Source organism: Candidatus Pantoea soli (assembly GCF_007833795.1).
Lineage (GTDB): Bacteria > Pseudomonadota > Gammaproteobacteria > Enterobacterales > Enterobacteriaceae > Pantoea > Pantoea soli.
This window is the reverse complement of sequence record NZ_CP032703.1, coordinates 234,192-252,942: the sequence shown is the minus strand read 5'-3', so window position 1 is coordinate 252,942 and position 18,751 is coordinate 234,192. Positions and strand designations below refer to the sequence as shown.

The window sequence follows — 18,751 nt, the reverse complement described above, 5'->3', positions numbered from 1 at the left end:
GCTATTTGTCCTGCGGACGGTCCGCATCCCGCTGCGTGAAAGCCCGGGAGACCGTCCGCAGGTCGGCCAGCTGCTGCCGGAAGTGGCGGCAGCCCTGACATTTCAGCAGATGCCAGCGCAGGGCCAGGCGTTCAGCGAGGGCGAGCGGTCCGTCCTGCGCCTGCGACATCAACCGCGTGGCGTGAATACAATTAAGCATCCTGTTCCCTCCCGCTGGCAAACCAGCGCTGTGACAGACATTCGCGCAGGCGCATCCGGGCGCGCCAGAGCATGACGTTAAGATTGCTGACGCTGATATCCAGCGCCAGGCAGATTTCGGGCGTCTCCAGCCCGATAAACTCACGCATCATAAAGGCGCGGGCCGGCTGCTGCGGGAGGTGCGAAAGACATAATTCAAAGATGCGCCAGAACTGCGCCTGCTCCATGGCGTGGTCAGGCTGCTGCCAGCGTACCGGCCGTTCGCCTGCCGGCCAGTGGCCGGTCTCATCAAACAGCGCGTCAAAATCTTCCTCACCCTCGTCCTGCAGTGAAACCGGTGCGTGATAGCGGTAGCGCAGCGCGTCGGCAATTTTGTGGCGCAGGATGGCAAAAACCCAGCTTCTCCAGGCGGCTTTGCCGTGAAAGGAAGGGGCATTTTTCATCGCTCCTTCGAGGGCCTCCTGCACCACATCTTCAGCCTGACAGCCATCGCCGAGCTGCAGCCGGGCAAATTTCAGCATCTGCGTGCGTAATGCGGTGAAAAAGTCGTGCTCATCCACCCCCTGTGGAAAGTCCGTCATCGTCTGCATCCTGTTCTCTGTGGGTGATCGCTGTGCGGTAAACAGGCAGGATTGCCGCTACGGGAAACCGCTGTTTTGGTGACAGCCAGTCTTGCCTGCTCAGGCGCGTGATTATCCGCAGCGGTGGGAGAAAGCTGAATACGACGGGTCTTGTTTTCGCTGGCGCGTCAGCCCGGAGTCCGGCAGGACAGGCTGACGCGCGGAGGGAAGGGATAATTTAAAACGACATGCCGGCGTGTTACAGCAGCTGGCTCAGATGTAACTGGCTCATCAGTAACGGGTTGTCGCTGTAATCGACCGGCAGCGCCAGCACCGCCGGGCCGTCCACGTCCATGGCTTTGCGCAGCACAGGTTCCAGCTCCGCCGCGCTGTTCACCGTAAAACCGGCCGCGCCAAAGGCTTCCGCATAGGCTTTGAAATCGACCGGGCCAAAGTTAACCCCCGATACGCGCTGGTATTTTTTCTCTTCCTGAATTGCCACCATGTTGTAAGCGTTATCCACCCAGATAATGTGCAGGATATTGGCTTTCAGCCTGACCGCGGTTTCCAGTTCCATACTGGATTGCAGAAAGCCGCCGTCACCCGATACTGACACCACCTTGCGCGACGGGTCCACCAGCCAGGCACCAATCGCCCACGGCAGCGCAACGCCCATGGTCTGCTGACCGTTGGAGATCATGATCTGCCGCGCGCGGAAACTGTAAAGATAGCGGGCAATCCAGATGTGGAAGCTGCCCATGTCTACCGTCAGGCTGACATCGCTGTTGATGATATCCTGCATCGCCCGGACAATGCGCAGCGGATGCAGCGCGAACTGATCCAGCCGGGCACCCTGCAGCGCCAGCAGCTGCCGCTGTTGCTGACGATCCTCCAGAATCGCTGCCGCTTCATCGCTGAGTTGCAAGGGCGCTTCCACGCAGGCAGCAATTTTACGCACCGTCTGAGCGATATCGCCGACCAGTTCTGCGTCCGGCAGGTAGCAGTTATCGGTCTCGGCCGGTAACACATCAATGTGAACCAGCGTGGCGGAGCCGCGATTCCACATCGCCGGTTCATATTCCACCGGACTGTAGCCGATGGTGATAATCAGATCGGCCTGCTGCAGCAGCCGGTCACCGGCCTGATTGTTAAACAGGCCAATACGTCCGGCGAAACGGGAAAAGTGCGCCTGCCGTACTGCACCCGCAGCCTGATAGGTGCTGGTCACGGGGATGCGGCTTTTGCTCAGCAGTTCATGGATTGCCGCGCTGTTCTCCGGCTGACTGGCCATCAGGCCGAGCAGAATCACCGGATTTTTCGCCCCGGCAATTTCGCGGCTGACCGCCGATACCAGATCATCGGGTGCGGCTCCCAGCGTGATCTGCCCTTTTGGCGGCAGCAGATTACCGGCTACCGGCTGGTCGACAATATCCTGCGGCAGGCTGACAAACGCGCTGCCGCCGCGCCCGTTTTCCGCATGGCGAAACGCATTGGACACACATTCCGCCAGGGCAGAGGATTCGTTTACTTCCACCGCAAACTTGGTTACCGGCCGGAACATCGAAACGGTATCCATGCTCTGATGCACCTGGCGGTTGCTGTCGGAACGCTTCACCGCACCGCCCAGCGCCACCACCGGATCGCCTTCGCTGGTGGCAGTTGCCATGCCGGTGACCAGATTGGAGCAGCCCGGTCCGGAGGTCACCAGCGCCACGCCAGCCCGCCCGGTCAGTCTGCCGACGGCGGCGGCCATAAACGCGGCATTGGCTTCATGCCGGACCGGTATCAGCTGAATCGGCGAATCCACCAGCGAATCAAAAACTTTATCAATCTTGGCGCCAGGGATGCCAAAGACATGCTCCACGCCCTGCGCTTCCAGCTGTGCGACCACCAGATCGGCGCCGCTATTCCATCGTGTCTCGGTTTTGTCTGCTTTCATCGTGACCTCAGTTAGCTTTCAACAGAACGGATGGCTTCATCCAGATTGTCCGGGTTCAGATCGGCCTGCAGGAACTCGCGATCCTGCGGTAAATCGATCACCAGTTTGCTGATGGCCCCGAAGCTCAGGGTGCCCTCTTCCAGCACGTAATCGAGAATGTGTCCGCCTCCCTGACGATCGTCAGTGATAAAGTGCTCGTGATAGCCCGCCACGTTGATGCCCTGCATATATTGCGGTGTTCGGAAGCCGATCAGTTCGCCCTGCCGCGCCTGAAAATCAAACACCGGCTGGTTACCCAGCACCTCCGGCATGCTGCGGTAAGGGCGGCACTGGCATGGCACGGTGCGCGTCTGCACGGAGCGGAACTGGCCGCGGATGCGCAATGCGCAGAACTGATTATCGGAACGGATGATGCGATCAATGACGGCATGAACTTCCTCGCGCGTCGCTGTGCTGCTGAAGCGGTGCTCATACTCCGGCGCGAAAAAGGTCATGACGGCAAAGGGGGTTTTCTGCTCCGGGCTGGCGGGTCGGGCGCTGCCGTCTGCGCGTAGCTGATACACTTCCCGGTCAAACGCCACCAGTTCACCATCCAGCTGATTGAACGTCCCCAGACCGAAATCGCCTTTTTTCAGCAGGTCTGCAACCGTGGTGGAACCGTCGTAGACGCCGTTGAGCAAGGCGCTCATCAGCGAGGTCTGATAGATAACCTTTTCTGCTGAGTTTTCTGCCAGCAGGCTAACGGTTTCCCTTAGCTGATCCTCACATGAACAATCAGATACAAAATCACACATTTGCTGCCTCACAAACTGATAGTTAAGCCGTGTTAATATCAGGATGAGCTACCTGGCTCACAGAATCCAATAGCGAAAGCTGCAAACTTTGAGACGTTTTTGATATGGAACTTCGCCATCTGCGTTATTTCGTTGCCGTAGCCGAGACGCTGCACTTCACGCGTGCCGCGGAAATGCTGGGAATTTCACAGCCGCCGCTGAGTCAGCAGATTCAGCGTCTGGAGCATGAGATTGGCACGCCGTTACTGAAGCGTATGACGCGCGGCGTGGAGCTGACCGACGCGGGCAGCGCGTTTCTGCCGGATGCCCGCGCTATCGTGCAGCTTGCCGATCATGCACTGGAGAAAGCACGCGGCGTGGCACGCGGCATCAGCGGCCAGATGTCGCTGGGTTTTGCCAGTTCAGTGGCGTTCTGCGCGCCGGTTTTTACCCTGATCCAGTGTTTTCAGACGCGTTATCCGGCGATGGAACTGATCACCCGTGAAGAAAATATGGCGCTGCTGATGCAGGATCTGCATGAGGGACTGCTGGACGCCGCCTTTATCCGCCTGCCGTGTGAAAGCAGTAAAGCGTTCAATCTGAAAGTGGTGGCAACGGAACGGATGATGATTGCCCTGCCTGCCGGGCATCGGTTAAGCCAGCAGCGCACGATAGCGCTGTCGCAGCTGGCGGAGGAGACGCTGATTATGTTTCCGCGGGAAGTGGCGCCCAGTCTGTATGAGCTGATTGTCAGTACCTGTCTGCGGGCAGGTTTTTCTGATACCGGTTTTCGTCAGGCGCCGCAGATCGCCTCGTCGCTGGCCATGGCTGGCGCGGGCTGTGGCATCGCGCTGGTGCCGGCCTCACTGTGCTGCGTCAGTCATCCGCAGCTGGTGTTTTGTGAAATCGAAGACAATACCCTGTTTACGGATATTGCCTTCGCCTGGCGGCGTAACCATCCGGCGAAACCGGTGCTGCACCTGCTCAGCCTGATCGGCGAAGCCAGCGATTAACGCCGCCATGTCATTCACATCAGGGTTAGCGTTCCGCTGAAAGCTTCTGCAGCACTTTCAGCTCTGCCACCGCTTCCTGCATGGCGTCCATGCCCGCGGTCAGCGTGCGCAGACTCTCAAGCTGCGCGGCGATGTCGGCCCGCTCATTGCGCGTCTGCTGGCTCATCGCGGCAATGGCATCGGCAGCGTGGATGCTGCGTTCCGCCATGTCGTTGGCTGTCTGCACGGTGCTGGTCGCGACGCTGCGGATACGGGTAATGGTGCTGACCGCATCGTTGATGTTGCCGGCGGTCGCTTCGGCCTGCTCCTTAGAGGAGTGGGCCAGACGCCGCACTTCACCCGCGACGACGGCAAAGCCGCGCCCTGCTTCTCCGGCCCGCGCGGCTTCCACCGCGGCATTCAGCGCCAGGATGTTGGTCTGAAAAGCGATATTACTGATGCCAAGCGTAATCACATTGATGCCGTTGGAGATGCGCTCCAGATCGTCCAGCCCTTCCCCCAGATGGCTCTGCGCCTGCTGGCTTTCAGTGGCGATAGCGCTGATCGCACGGATACTGCTCTCCGCCATACTCAGCATCTCGCCCTGCGTATGGGTGGCGGCTTCCAGCGCCGGCAGCGCCTGCACAATGGGCGTCAGTTCCTGCTGATAGTTCACCACGCGCGCCAGCACGCGGCTCTGAATGCTGTTCAGCGCCTCCCAGCGGCGCAGCGCGCGCTGCGCATAGTGCGCCGCGTAGCTGGCATACTCTACCGGGAAATCGGTCATCGCTTTGACATCGCGATTGAAAAACACCAGTGCCGACAGCGTCTGGTTAATGGGCACCCCGAGAATTTCACCAAAGCTGGAGAACCCCGCTGCCGGAATCCCTTTAAAGAAATGCGCGGACGATAACTGGCTCAGGTTCCCCTGACGGCGCAGTATACAGTCGTTCATCATGATGGCGGCGGGCTTGCCGTAGCGGCCGGTGAAGGTTTCCCAGTCGCGCAGCGTGGCGGCTTTAAAATCCGTCTCCTTCATCAGGTAAAGGCGGTCGCCAAACTCCAGATCGCAGAAAAAGTGCACGCGACCCTGCTCAATTTTTGCCACCGAGCGAATGAAAAACGCATCGCCAACTTTTACCGCAAAGGTCAGCCCCTGCAGACGCTGCTGCACCTGCTGCTCATCACAGCCCAGCTGCGCCGCCAGCGCCTGGGTAAAGCGCTGCTGCTGCCCCTGAGCGTTGAAAACCGAGCTGACGGTACGCGTCAGCGGATCGGCCTCAGCGATCAGCCAGCTTTTATCCAGCGGCGTAAAGTTCTGGCTTTTAAACGGGGCGAAAGATTTACCCGGCGCCATGCGGCAGAACACAATAACGGCTTTGCCCTGCAGGACGCGACCGCCCGCGCCAATCCAGGTGCCGTCAAAGGTCACGCGACCGCCGGCAGATCCGCCAATGGCCAGACAGGGAAAACGCCCGGTGTTATACCAGGCCTGCATCAGGAACCCTTCCGAGGCGGAGAGGCCATCGCAGTAAATCATGGCGAAAGTGCGATCGGCGGACAGCGGCATGCGCAGCTTCAGCGCCGCCAGGTCTCGCTGAATGGCACCGATACGCTCGGTGACGGTGTGGGTATCGCTGAGATGCAGATCGACCACATGGGTTTCGTGCTCCGCAATCAGACTGTCCGGCAGCCAGAGCCAGCTGCCCTCCTGCCCGTTGCCGTCGCAATAGGTGCTCTGCTTGCCGCTGGCGCTGAGCGCACCGTTAGAAGAGAGTGTAATAACCGTTAAATCTGCCGACGTGAAACGCTGCCACGCCTGACAAACGCGGTGAAAATCCGCTTCCGGCGGAACAAAGGTGAGTAAGATGCCTGAAGCCCGTGACGACAGGCCCAGCGCAGAAAGCGACTCAGGGGGCTGATGACAGTGATAAATGCCTTCTGAGGGATGCGATGCACCGGTCAGACGGCTGCGTGCCATCATTGTCTTAATAAAAGACATAGGGATGTCCTCCTGCAATTATTGTAATGCGTGCGCGTGGTGCGCGTGCTGGTGTAGAAAAGAGGGCTAAAAGCAGGGTCCGTTCGCTATCAGAACTCGTGAAACAGTCACCATCAACACGCTAAGGCACGTGCTGATGTAAAGACGTTATCGACCGGCGCGGCCTAAGCTTCAGTGATTGCTGCTATCGGCATAACCGGTGATACAGACTTGTTAAATTCATGAAAAGAAAGGATTAAAACCCGGCGCTTTTTGCACGCCTTTTGCACTATGCGCGCCGCCGTGAACAGCAAAAGGTGCGGTGACAACGGAAACTTCGCGCGTTTTTGCGATCCCGCTCCATACTTTCGATGTCGAAAAGCGGAGCCCGTCAATGAAAAAACCAACCCTGTTACAGGCATTTCACTGGTATTACCCTGAAGGTGGTCAGCTCTGGCCAGAGCTCGCCGAACGTGCCGCCGCCCTGGGCGAGGCGGGCATCACGATGATCTGGCTGCCGCCGGCCTATAAAGGCGCTGGCGGCGCGGCCTCGGTAGGCTATGACACCTACGATCTGTTTGACCTGGGCGAGTTCGACCAGAAAGGATCGGTTGCCACCAAATATGGTGATAAAGCGCAGCTGCATGCAGCGATAAGCGCGCTACAGCAACAGCAGATTGCCGTGCTGCTGGATGTGGTGGTGAATCACAAAATGGGCGCAGATGAAAAAGAAGCGATCCTGGTGAACCGGGTTGATGAGCAGAATCGCGACCAGATTCACGAAGAGGTGATCAACTGCGAGGCCTGGACGCGCTTCACCTTCCCCGCCCGCGCCGGGCAGTATTCCGCCTTTATCTGGGATCATCACTGCTTCAGCGGGGTCGATCACATCGAAAATCCGGACGAAGACGGCGTGTTTAAAATCGTCAACGACTATACCGGTGACGGCTGGAACGATCAGGTCGATACCGAGCTGGGCAATTTTGATTATTTGATGGGTGCCAATATCGATTTCCGTAATCGTGCCGCCACGGAAGAGATCAAATACTGGGCGCGCTGGATCCTCGACACCACCGGCTGTAACGGGTTTCGTCTGGATGCGGTGAAACATATTCCGGCATGGTTCTACAAAGAGTGGATTGATCACGTGCAGGAGGTCGCCAGTGAACCGCTGTTTATCGTGGCGGAATACTGGTCATTTGAGCGGGAGAAACTGCAGCAGTATCTCGATCAGGTCGAGGGTAAAACCATGCTGTTCGACGCGCCACTGCAGTTGAACTTCCACCTGGCGTCAACCCAGGGCAGCCGCTACGACCTGAGCCAGATCTTTGCCGGCACGCTGGTAGAGGCGGATCCGTTCCATGCCGTCACGCTGGTTGCCAACCATGACACGCAGCCGCTGCAGTCGCTGGAAGCGCCGGTGGAGGCCTGGTTTAAGCCGCTGGCTTACGCCCTGATTCTGCTGCGGGAGAACGGCGTGCCCTGCGTATTCTGGCCCGATTTGTATGGTGCGACCTATGAAGATGCCGGCAGCAATGGTGAGATGCAGCGGGTGGAGATGCCGGTTATCGATAAGCTGGAACAGCTGATGATCGCGCGTCAGCGATTTGCGCACGGCGTACAGACCACCTGGTTCGATCACCCGAACTGCATCGCTTTCAGCCGCAGCGGTACCGAAACTGAGCCAGGCTGTGTCGTGATCATGTCAAACGGCGACAGCGGTGAAAAAACCCTCGCACTGGGTGAAAACTATGCCGGGAAAACGTGGCGGGATTTCCTGGAAAATTGTGACGAAACCATCACCACCAATGCGCAGGGCGAAGCCGTGTTTATCTGCAAGGGCGGCAGCGTCAGCGTTTGGGTGATGGCGTAACGCTAAGCGGCGCGTGCAGGAAACGGCCCGGCACATCGGCGGCTAACGGATGCAGCGTGTCATAGCGACCGAACCAGCGGTAGCGGTGCCGGGCAATGATGTTGTAAACCGCATCGCTGACCGGCGCCGGCAAAAAGCGTAGCAGGGACGCCAGCCGCCACGGCCAGGGTAACAGACGCAGGATGCGGAAAATGGCCGCCGAGCGAAACCAGTGGTGGTCCCCCTCCAGCAGCACAAGGGTGTGCACATTTTCCGGTGACTGGCCGATGCGACGCAGCAGTGCGGCGCCCGCCGGGCTTTGCACCGCCGCAAAGTGAACATGCTGCGGCAGGCGATGCGCCAGCAGAAAGCGCACCCAGGCATTGCACAAGCGGCAGACGCCGTCATAAATCACTATCGGTTGTTCTGCGGTCAGCGCCGCTGCTGTCTCTGTCATGTCGCCCCCTGCTGACGGATATGCTGTGAGTGTAGCAGGCGGGCGCGGCTGGCCGCGCTGTCAGGGGGCGCGGGCTGATGGCTGGCTCAGACGTAGCCCATCAGTTTCAGCATAGATTGCGCCTGGTGCATCGCTTCCGCACGATGTGATACGCCCAGCTTCTGATAAAGGTTACGGATGTGGGTTTTGATGGTGGTTGCCGCCACGTCCAGTTCACCGGCAATTTGTTCATTGCTGTAGCCCGAATAAATCAGCCCCAGCACCTGCCATTCCCGCTGCGTCAGCGGGCTGGTGCGGATCAGCTCCGGTACGTCAGGATGATTCAGCAGGCGGCTGACAAACCCCTCGTCAAAATGCGCAAACTTGTGGCGGTGATATTTATTGATTTCGCTAAGAATGCGCCGCGCCCGATGCTGATCCAGTTCATTCAGCGTATTGAGCTGAATCAACTGCCGCAGCTGCTGCGCCATCATCTCGCCTTCGATCACGAAATGGCTGACGAAACCGGTGCTGCGCGCCAGCGTCAGGGCCTCCATCAGCGCCTGCTGCGCCTGCGCTTTACGCCCGGTTTGCCAGTAAATCTGATTGAGCAGCAGCAGGTTCCGGTTCAGATCGCTCATCAGCCGCAGCGATCGCGCGTTGTCATTCAGCTCATCCAGTATCACTTCCGCCTCGCCGGCATTGCCCAGCAGAATTTGCGCGCGCGCAACGTTGCGCCACTGTCCCTGCAGAAAATGGTTATTGGCAGAGGCGGGTTTCGCCGTCTGTCGCATCCAGTGGCTGGCGCTTTGCGTATCCCCGGTCATCTGCCAGTAAATCAGCCGCACTTTATCGGCATTGGCAATCCAGTCACTGTGCAGGACACCATTGCTGAGCAGGTTTTCCAGCCGGCTGAGGTAGCTGCGGGCATTATCCAGATTGCCGCGCGCCAGCGAGCACTGGATCAATAGCCCCAGGCACTGAATCTGCTGCTGTGGCGGATAGCCCTTCAGCACTTTCATGCCTTCACGTGCCGCATGCTCCGCCTCATCCAGCCGTCCCCACGCCCACATTAACTGCGCGCGGATACGCAGCAGAAATTCATGCAGCGGAAAATGTGCCAGATGCTGCTCACTGACCAGCACAAACGCCTTTTCCTGGATCTCCCACGCGGCCTGCAGAAAGCCCTGCGCAAACAAAATCTCGCTCTGCTGGATCAGACTCCACAGCGCGTAATGCCAGGCGTCTTCCCGCCGCGCCATTTGTTCAGTCTGACGCATCAGCGCCAGCGAGTTGGTGAGTTCGCCTTTACAGTGCATCACTTCACCGTGGACCGACGTTGCGACGATACGACTGTAGCGACGCGTCTCCGGCAGGGTTTCCAGCGCCAGCCGCGCCAGCCGTTCCGCCTCATCCGCGTTACCGTGATTGATCGCCACCTGCGCGCGCACCGCATTGAATTCCCCCTGCAGCGCCGCATCAATGACGCAGCTGCAGCCCTGCTCAAACCGCGCCAGCAGCCGGTTAACTTCAGAAAAGCGGTGCTGGCTCTGCATCAGCCATGCCTGCAGCAGCACCAGCGCGGGGTTCTCCAGCAGCGTTGCCCACGGCAGGCTATTCAGCGACTGCTCCAGCAGCGCCAGCTCGCTGCGGTTAAACAGCGTCCAGGCATGTTCCAGCAGCACATCGCGCAGCATGTCGGTGTCACCGGAAGCCAGCGCATGATGAATGGCTTCGCCAGGAAAGCCCTGCGCCATCCAGCTTTGGGCCGCCGCGCGATGGATAGCTGGCAGCTCAGCAGCCAGCTCCCATTCACAGCGCTGACGCAGAAAAGAGCCAAACAGCGGGTGATAACTGAACCACTGGCCGGAATCATCCATGCGCTGCAGAAACAGCCCCTGACGCTCAATCTCCTCCAGCCGCATCCGCCCGTTGGCTTCGCCGGTGACACAGGCGACCAGCGCATCATTCATGGACTGCAGTAGCGCGCTTTTCAGCAGGAAATGGCGCGTCGCGGCATCAACGTTATCCAGCACTTCTTCCACCAGGTAATCAGACAGATGGCTGGCATTGATGCCGGAGAGGCGGCGTGCAGAATCCTGCGCCGACCCCGCGCCCTGACGTGCGGAGAGCGCAATCAGCTGCAGGGCGGTCGCCCATCCCGCCACGTCATCACAGATACGCCCGCTCTCATCGGCGGCCAGAGGCGCGGCCAGGCGACCATCAAAAAACTGTTTCGCCTCATGATGGGTAAACGCCAGCTGCTGACTGCCCAGCTCCAGCAGCTGCTCGCGCACGCGCAGATTGGCAATGCCCAGCTGCGGCAGGTTGCGCGACAGCACCACCAGCGTCAGGTTATCGGGCTGATGGCGCAGGAAAAAGCGCATGGCTTCATGAATGGCGGGATTGGTGATGTGATGATAATCATCGATGATCAACCAGAGCGGGGCGCGCCACTCGTTCAGCTCGATAAACAGCTGCGCAAACAACGCGTTCAGGTTGACGTACTGCCGCTTCTGCGCCAGCGATTCACTGCGACTGCAGGCACCTTTGGTGGCCTGCTGCAGCGCGGCAATCAGATAATCGGCAAAGCGCTCCGGCTGATTGTCACCTTCATCTAATGAGTACCAGCCGAGGTCATGTTTATCCGCTGCCCACTGCGACACCAGCGTGGTTTTACCGTAGCCCGCCGGACTGGTGATCAGCACCAGCCGGTAGTTGGCGGCTGCGCTCAGCTTCTGCAGCAGGCGGTCCCGGGTTACCGTGGTGTCCGGACGCACCGGACGACTCAGTTTCGAGGGTATCAACATGGGCGCACGCTTCTCCGTTAACGTTTAGCGCATCATTATTTTACGCTTCGTAATTAATCTTCATACACGTTCATAGATTCGTTACCTGAATGCAAGCGAACGTATAAGTCAGCCTTTACAAAAGCGAGGGGTATCACACTCCTGCCGCGCTTTCAGATTTACCTCAGCCTCTCCTCCCTCTCTGTCCTCCCTGCTCTATTTGCGCCAGGAGGAGGCACAGCCGCCACGTCAGCGGCACACTGCGCAGCATAACCCTCACTGTTTTACAGGACACCTGACCATGACCCAGCCTACGTTTGACCCGGACCGTTTTTCCGCTGCCCTGACGCGCCAGTGGCGGCGCATTGGCCTGCAGCGCGCGCAGGAGATGACCCCTGACCAGTGGTGGCATGCCGTCAGCGGCGCGCTGGCGGAACTGCTGGCCGGGCTGCCTGCCCGGCCGGTGGCCGTCGCGGGTCAGCGCCACGTTAACTATCTTTCCATGGAGTTTCTGATTGGCCGCCTGACCGGCAATAATCTGCTTAACCTCGGCTGGTATGACGGCGTTAACGCCGTGCTGGCGGAATCCGGCGTGGCGCTGAGCGCGGTACTGGAACAGGAGACCGATCCGGCGCTGGGTAACGGCGGCCTGGGGCGACTCGCTGCCTGCTTCCTGGATGCCATGGCCACCACCGGGCAGGCCGCCACCGGCTACGGGTTGAATTATCAGTACGGGCTGTTTCGCCAGCAGTTTGTCGATGGTGCGCAGCACGAGCAGCCGGACGACTGGCAGCGCGAGCATTATCCGTGGTTCCGGCACAACAGCGCTCTGACGGTTCAGGTCGGACTGGGTGGCAAAGTGGTCACTGAACAGGGCGTGCCCGTCTGGCAGCCCGCGTTCAGGCTACAGGGCGAAGCCTGGGATCTGCCGGTGGTTGGCTTTCGCAATGGCGTCACCCAGCCGCTGCGCCTGTGGCAGGCAAAGCATGCGCATCCTTTCAGCCTGCAACGTTTCAACGATGGCGAATTCCTGCGCGCAGAGCAGACGGGTATCGACGCGGAAAAGCTGACCAAAGTGCTCTACCCCAACGACAACCATCAGGCCGGGAAAAAACTGCGCCTGATGCAGCAATATTTCCAGTGCGCCTGTACGCTGGCCGATATTCTGCGCCGCCATCAGCAGGCCGGGCGCAGCATTGAAACCCTGCCGGATTATGAGGTGATCCAGCTTAATGATACCCATCCGACGCTGGCGATTCCGGAACTGCTGCGGCTGCTGCTGGACGAGCACGGGCTGACGTGGGAAGCAGCCTGGCACATTACCCGCCGCACCTTTGCCTATACCAATCATACCCTGATGCCGGAAGCGCTGGAGTGCTGGAGTCTGCGCCTGGTCCGCACCCTGCTGCCGCGCCATATGATGATCATTGAGACCCTGAATGCCCGGCTCAAAGCCCTTGTCTCCGCGCGCTGGCCGGGCGATGACGCCGTCTGGTCCCGACTGGCGGTGGTGCATAATCAGCAGGTACGCATGGCCAACCTGTGCGTGGTCAGCGGCTTTGCCGTGAATGGCGTTGCCGCGCTGCACTCCCGTCTGGTGGTGGAGGATCTGTTTCCGGAGTATCACGCGCTGTGGCCGGAAAAATTTCACAATGTCACCAATGGTATTACGCCGCGCCGCTGGATCAATCAGTGCAACCCGGCACTGGCGGCGTTGATCAACAAAACGCTGCAGCGTCCGTGGCTGAACGATCTGGATGCGCTGCAGGATCTGGCTCCACTGGCCGATGACGCGGCATTCCGCGCGGAATATCGCGCCATTAAGCAGCAGAATAAACTGGCGCTGACGCACTGGATTCGCGAGAAAACCGGCATTCAGGTCAGCCCGGATGCGCTGTTTGATGTGCAGATCAAACGCCTGCATGAGTACAAACGTCAGCACCTGATGTTATTGCATATGATTGCGCTGTGGCAGACGCTGGTCAGCGATCCGCAGGCCAACCTCGCTCCGCGCGTGATGCTGTTTGGTGCCAAAGCCGCACCGGGCTATGCGCTGGCGAAAAATATCATTTATGCCATCAATAAAGTGGCGGCGACCATTAACAACGATCCGCGCGTCGGTGACCGGCTGAAAATTGTGTTTATCCCGGACTATAACGTCTCGGTGGCCGAACGCCTGATTCCGGCGGCGGATCTCTCCGAGCAAATCTCCACCGCCGGGAAAGAGGCGTCGGGCACCGGTAACATGAAGCTGGCGCTGAACGGTGCGCTGACCATCGGAACGCTGGATGGCGCTAACGTTGAGATTGCAGAGCAGGTCGGCGACGGGAATATTTTCATCTTTGGCCACACCGTTGAGCAGGTCAGCGCGCTGAAGCAGGCGGGCTATGCGCCGGCGGTCTGGCGCAAAAAAGATGCGCAGCTCGATCGCGCGCTGACCGCGCTGGAAGATGGCACCTTCAGCGACGGCGACACCTGTGCTTTTAGCGCACTCACCGACAGCCTGGGCGCGTTGGGCGGCGATCCGTATTTGGTGCTGGCCGATTTCCGTCACTACCTGAATGCGCAGCAGCAGGTGGAAGCCCTGTGGGCGGATAGCGAAGCCTGGACGCGTGCCGCCATTCTGAACACGGCGCGCTGCGGTATGTTCAGCGCCGACCGCGCGATTCGTGATTATCAGCAACGTATCTGGCAGGCGACACGCTGAGGAACACCATGAAAACCAAAGAGTATGCCACACCTCATGCCGAAGGCCTGATCGCCCCGGAATACATTGATGCACACGGTCGGCCGCAGCGTATTTCACCCCAGACGCACCAGCGCCTGGCACGTCTGATACAGGCGCCGCCGTCGCAGGCCTTGCCGCTGCCGCCGGTGGCGATTTTCGCCCATGGCCAGCCGGCCAGCCTGATGCCGGCGCTGGAGGGGCTGTCCTCGTGGCAGCTGGTGGAAGAGAGCGGTCAGCAATGGTCAGGTGAATGTGCACCTGGCCAGCCGCTGCTGCTGCCGGCGCTGCCGGCGGGTTACCATCGGCTGACGCTCAGCCTGCCATCGGGAACGCACCCATGTTCCATTATTATTGCACCGGCGCGCTGCTATGAACCGGCCGAACTGCTGGCGGGCGAATCGCTGTGGGGCAGCTGTATCCAGCTCTACACGCTGCGATCCGCACGCAACTGGGGCATCGGTGATTTTGGTGATTTACGTCAGATGGTGAAGGAAACGGCGCGCCGCGGCGGCGCGTTTGTCGGCCTTAATCCGCTGCATGCGCTGTTCCCGGCCGCGCCGGAAAGTGCCAGCCCGTATAGCCCCTCTTCGCGGCGCTGGCTGAATATTCTCTATATCGACGTCAGTGCGATCGAAGATTTTCAGCAGAGTGACGCGGCGCAGGCGTGGTGGCAGCAGGCAAGCACGCAACAGGCGCTGCATGCGGCGCGCGAAAGCGCATGGGTGGATTACGCCGCCGTGACCGCCCTTAAGCTGGCCGGGCTGCGGTTTGCCTGGCGGCAGTTTCGCCGCCGCGATGCAGAGGATGCGCAGTTCGCGGCGTTTGAGTCGTTTGTTCAGGCGGGCGGAAGCAGCCTGCTGCATCAGGGATTATTTGATGCCATGCACGCTGAGCGCCGCCTGCGCGACGGTGAGGGCCACGGCTGGCAGCGCTGGCCGGAGGCCTGGCAGCAGCCGGACAGCGCCGCCGTGCTGGCGTTTCGCATTGAGCACAGCGATGACGTTCGTTTTTACATGTGGCTGCAGTGGCTGGCGGCAGAGCAGTTTGCCGCCTGCTGGCAGCTGTGCCAGCAGCAGCAGATGCCCATCGGGCTGTATCGCGACCTGGCGGTTGGCGTGGCGGCGGACGGTGCGGAGACCTGGCGCGAACGTGCGCTCTATTGCCTGGAAGCCAGCGTTGGCGCCCCACCGGATATCCTTGGTCCGCTGGGCCAGAACTGGGGGCTGCCGCCAATGGATCCGCAGGTGATGGTGGCGCGTGGCTACGAGCCGTGGATCACCCTGCTGCGGACAAGCATGCGCGACTGTGGCGCGCTGCGTATCGATCACGTGATGGCGCTGCTGCGTCTGTGGTGGATACCGCAGGGCGAAACCGCCGCCCAGGGGGCCTACGTGCACTACCCGGTGGACGCCCTGCTGGCCATCCTCGCGCTGGAGAGCCAGCGACACCGCTGCATGGTGATTGGCGAAGATCTCGGAACCGTGCCGGAAGCCATCGTTGCAAAGCTGCGTGATGCCGGAGTCTACTCCTACAAAGTGCTTTACTTTGAGCAGACCCATCAGCGCCGCTTCCGTGCGCCGGCGGACTGGCCGCGGCAGGCGATGGCGGTGACCACCACGCATGATATGCCAACGCTGCGCGGCTGGTGGCAGAGCGATGATTTACGGCTGGGCAGCCGCCTCGGGCTTTACCCGGATGCGGATATTCTGGCCGGGCTTTATCGTGACCGACGCGCGGCGCGCAAAGCGCTGCTGCAGACGCTGCTGCGCAGTGGCGCACTGCCGCCGCGTCAGCGCTTTCAGCGTGACGGTGCACGCATGACCCGCCAGCTGAGCCGCGCCATCCACCGCTATCTGGCCAGCACCGGTTGTGCATTGCTGGGGCTGCAGCCGGAAGAGTGGCTGGATATGGCTCAGCCGGTGAATGTGCCCGGCACCGTTGACCAGTACCCAAACTGGCGGCGTAAACTCAGCGTCACGCTGGAGGAGATGGCGCGCGATCCGCGGATAGAGGCGCTGCTGGACGCCGTGGCGTCGCGCAACCATCCGGCGCGCTGAGGCACGCTTACCCGGCCCGCCCTGGCGGGCCGTTTTTATTCTGGCTTTTTGAAGGCGTAAAAAAGGTGCGCCGAAGCGCACCAGGTGGGGCAACTCAGCACTGTCGGGGCAGCTTCACCCCTTGCCTTTAACACTGCTGATAAAGGTGTTGCGCGCCGAGGTCGACCCAAGACGCTCGGCTTCATTCAGCAGTTTCAGCGCTTTATCAATATTGCCCTGATCCACTGCCTGACGGATGCTCTGGTTAAAATAGTGCTCGGTATCCTTTTCCAGCGGTGCCGGTTTCGCGGCAGGCGCTGGATGGCTGACTGCGGTGGCAGGCTGCGTATTGCCGACCGTCACCGGGGCGGGCCGTGAGGAGCCAAACAGCGGGCCAACGAGGATCGACGAGGCAGAACTGGTGGAGACTTTCAGTTTGATTCGGCCATCCGGCGCATGACGCGCGATCGGATCGGGAATATCCGGTACGGCATTACCGGTGCCTTTGGCATAGGCCTTCGCCGGATCCAGCAGCGTGGTGGTCTGCGTCAGGTCCTGCGGCGTGGTAAACACCAGCAGATAGATTTTCTGCTGTCCCAGCGCGGGCGTCAGTTTCATTACCCCTTCCAGCCGATCGGCGCTCATGACGCCAGGCTGCTGATAAGTAAAGAAGCGGCTCGGAAACCAGGCGGCAGGCTGCAGGTTTTCATCCAGCACCAGCACGTTTGGCGCAAAAACCTGGTTATTCACCACTTCGCTGCTCAGCGTCACCGTCAGCTCACCCTGATTCGCCGGCAGGCTGTAGCCCACCACGGAACCAGTGATGCCTCTGACATCCAGCGTGCTGCCGCTCTGTGAAAGCGTCGTGGTCAGGGCGCGCGAGGTGTCAGCCGGCTGCCAGCTCAGGTGCTGCAGGCGCGCGGTGGGGATGGCGGGCGCAGCGGAGAGATCCTGCGGCACCAGATTAATATCCGCCTGCGCCGGCAGGACGAAGCCGGTCAGCAGCACGCTGCTCAGGCAAAAGGCAATAAGGTTTTTTTTCATTGTCATGTCCCAACTTGCTGTCAGGCTGCGGCACTGGCCAGGCAATGGCCGTCACAGCCCGGAAAAACGCCGTGCACACAGGCACGGCGGCTGTTTAATTCAGACCAGCGCGGGCCTTACCACCAGATTTCCATCTGTGCACCAAAGGTCCACTCATCGTTATTGCCGCGGCTGTTGGTGAACAGGCCGTTACCGGTGCTGTCCGCAGCGGCCAGCGTGGTGATACCGCCTGAGCTGTCTTTGCTGTAACCCCACTTCTCATCCCATTTTGCATAAGTAGCAAACAGACGCAGCGCCGGACGAGACCAGATGCTGTCACCCGCCTGCCACTGCTGCGCCAGGGTAATTTTGTACTGACCGTTACGCTCGCTGACTTCCTGCGACTTCACGTTGTCGTAGCCCACTTCCAGCAGGGTGCTCATGATCGGCGTCCATTTGTACATCGGACGGACACCCACGGTGTACCACTCGGTGCCGCGGTTATTGTCGAGATCGATGTTCTGATACATGGCGACGTACATCAGATCCCAGCGATCGGCCAGCGAAATTGCGCCGTGGTCCAGCACGCGATACATGCTGCCGTTGTTGTTGATGTTGCTGCCCTGTGGCAGCCCTTTGCCCTGTGACGTCAGCGCATCGGTGGCGTACTGCAGCACAAACTTGTTGTAGCCCTTCAGCATGCTTTGCGTGTGTTCTGCGGTGAACAGCCAGCCATCTTTCGACGCGCCGTCTTCTAAGCGATAGCCATCGCGCGCGTTGGCGCGGCCATAGTCAACGCCCAGTTCCAGCACGCCGTTCGGGTTGGTTTCCAGCCCGGCGAGGCGCACATCGAACACGTCGTCTGCCGTACTGGTGGCATAATCACGAATACGATCGCTGGAGAAGGTGTAGGAACCGCCGGCTTCAGAGGAGCGCGTCGCGGCGAAAGAGAGCTTGCCGAAACCCAGGTCGACATCTTCCAGACCGGCACCCGGCCCGGAAATATCCCAGTAATAGAAGTCGATCATGTGCACATCATGGCGCTGGTAGAAGCGTTTACCGGCCCAGATGGTGGAACCCGGCAGCGCATCAATCAGGTTTTTGCCCTTAACGTTGGCTTCACGGAACGCGGGCGAGGTGGCTTCCCAGTCATTCTGCTGCGATACCGAATACGCCACATTGGTGTCGAAATAGAAGCTTTTATCGCCCTCTTTCCACACTTCCTGGCCCAGCTTCAGTTCAGCGTAGGTTTCACATTCGTTACCCAGACGGTATTTGCTTTGCGCCCCGGTGGCCTGGAAGCATTGCTGCTCCCCGCCGCTGCCGGTCCAGCCGATGCCGGAACGGGCATAACCGGTAAAATCCACCGCCATCGACGGAGCGGAGAGCGTACCCGCAGCGATGGCAATCGCGACGGGGAGTTTGCGCAGAGTTAACATTTTCT

At 60.0% G+C, this 18,751-nt stretch carries 13 protein-coding genes; 4 read left to right on the top strand and 9 right to left on the bottom strand.

Annotated features, from left to right (window positions below; translation table 11 throughout):
* Nucleotide 1: 1 nt before the first annotated feature.
* The 4 genes from D8B20_RS18500 to budA all read right to left on the bottom strand — a co-directional run bounded on the left by D8B20_RS18500 (nt 2) and on the right by budA (nt 3,491).
* Nucleotides 2-199: a zf-HC2 domain-containing protein gene (locus D8B20_RS18500; RefSeq protein WP_145891050.1), complete on the bottom strand. Its 198-nt coding sequence runs from the start codon at nt 197-199 to the stop codon at nt 2-4.
* Entirely contained in the window at nt 192-779 is a 588-nt protein-coding gene (locus D8B20_RS18495; RefSeq protein ID WP_261388116.1) for a sigma-70 family RNA polymerase sigma factor, read from the bottom strand. Before D8B20_RS18495 ends, D8B20_RS18500 begins: the two co-directional genes overlap by 8 nt.
* Before the next feature lie 238 nt (nt 780-1,017).
* The gene (gene alsS, locus D8B20_RS18490) at nt 1,018-2,697 is read right to left on the bottom strand and encodes an acetolactate synthase AlsS (RefSeq protein WP_145891047.1); all 1,680 of its coding nucleotides are present in this window, start codon (nt 2,695-2,697) and stop codon (nt 1,018-1,020) included.
* A gap of 11 nt (nt 2,698-2,708) precedes the next feature.
* Nucleotides 2,709-3,491: an acetolactate decarboxylase gene (budA, locus tag D8B20_RS18485; RefSeq protein WP_145891045.1), complete on the bottom strand. Its 783-nt coding sequence runs from the start codon at nt 3,489-3,491 to the stop codon at nt 2,709-2,711.
* Between the two features lie 104 nt (nt 3,492-3,595).
* Between budA and D8B20_RS18480 the strand changes: the two genes are divergently transcribed.
* Nucleotides 3,596-4,483 (top strand): LysR family transcriptional regulator, encoded by an 888-nt coding sequence (locus tag D8B20_RS18480; RefSeq protein ID WP_145891043.1) that lies wholly within the window; start codon nt 3,596-3,598, stop codon nt 4,481-4,483.
* A 25-nt stretch (nt 4,484-4,508) separates the two neighbouring features.
* Here the strand turns inward: D8B20_RS18480 and D8B20_RS18475 are convergent, their stop codons facing one another.
* The gene (locus D8B20_RS18475; protein WP_145891041.1) at nt 4,509-6,464 is read right to left on the bottom strand and encodes a methyl-accepting chemotaxis protein; all 1,956 of its coding nucleotides are present in this window, start codon (nt 6,462-6,464) and stop codon (nt 4,509-4,511) included.
* A gap of 373 nt (nt 6,465-6,837) precedes the next feature.
* Between D8B20_RS18475 and amyA the strand changes: the two genes are divergently transcribed.
* The gene (amyA, locus tag D8B20_RS18470) at nt 6,838-8,316 is read left to right on the top strand and encodes an alpha-amylase (protein WP_145891039.1); all 1,479 of its coding nucleotides are present in this window, start codon (nt 6,838-6,840) and stop codon (nt 8,314-8,316) included.
* Here amyA and D8B20_RS18465 read toward each other — a convergent pair.
* Complete coding sequence (locus tag D8B20_RS18465) at nt 8,294-8,752, bottom strand: thiol-disulfide oxidoreductase DCC family protein (protein ID WP_145891037.1); 459 nt, start codon at nt 8,750-8,752, stop codon at nt 8,294-8,296. The two genes, amyA and D8B20_RS18465, sit on opposite strands and share 23 nt — an antisense overlap.
* 86 nt (nt 8,753-8,838) lie before the next feature.
* Nucleotides 8,839-11,541 (bottom strand): HTH-type transcriptional regulator MalT, encoded by a 2,703-nt coding sequence (malT, locus tag D8B20_RS18460; RefSeq protein WP_145891036.1) that lies wholly within the window; start codon nt 11,539-11,541, stop codon nt 8,839-8,841.
* A 280-nt stretch (nt 11,542-11,821) separates the two neighbouring features.
* Between malT and malP the strand changes: the two genes are divergently transcribed.
* Both malP and malQ read left to right on the top strand, forming a co-directional pair.
* Nucleotides 11,822-14,227 carry a maltodextrin phosphorylase gene (gene malP, locus D8B20_RS18455; protein WP_145891034.1) on the top strand — a complete coding sequence of 802 codons (2,406 nt, stop codon included), beginning with the start codon at nt 11,822-11,824 and terminating at the stop codon, nt 14,225-14,227.
* 8 nt (nt 14,228-14,235) lie between these two features.
* Entirely contained in the window at nt 14,236-16,305 is a 2,070-nt protein-coding gene (malQ, locus tag D8B20_RS18450) for a 4-alpha-glucanotransferase (RefSeq protein ID WP_145891032.1), read from the top strand.
* Between the two features lie 114 nt (nt 16,306-16,419).
* On the opposite strand, the gene malM is transcribed toward malQ, so the two are convergent.
* Nucleotides 16,420-17,334 (bottom strand): maltose operon protein MalM, encoded by a 915-nt coding sequence (gene malM / locus D8B20_RS18445; RefSeq protein ID WP_145891030.1) that lies wholly within the window; start codon nt 17,332-17,334, stop codon nt 16,420-16,422.
* A gap of 110 nt (nt 17,335-17,444) precedes the next feature.
* Nucleotides 17,445-18,746: a maltoporin gene (locus tag D8B20_RS18440; protein WP_145891028.1), complete on the bottom strand. Its 1,302-nt coding sequence runs from the start codon at nt 18,744-18,746 to the stop codon at nt 17,445-17,447.
* Nucleotides 18,747-18,751: the final 5 nt, after the last annotated feature.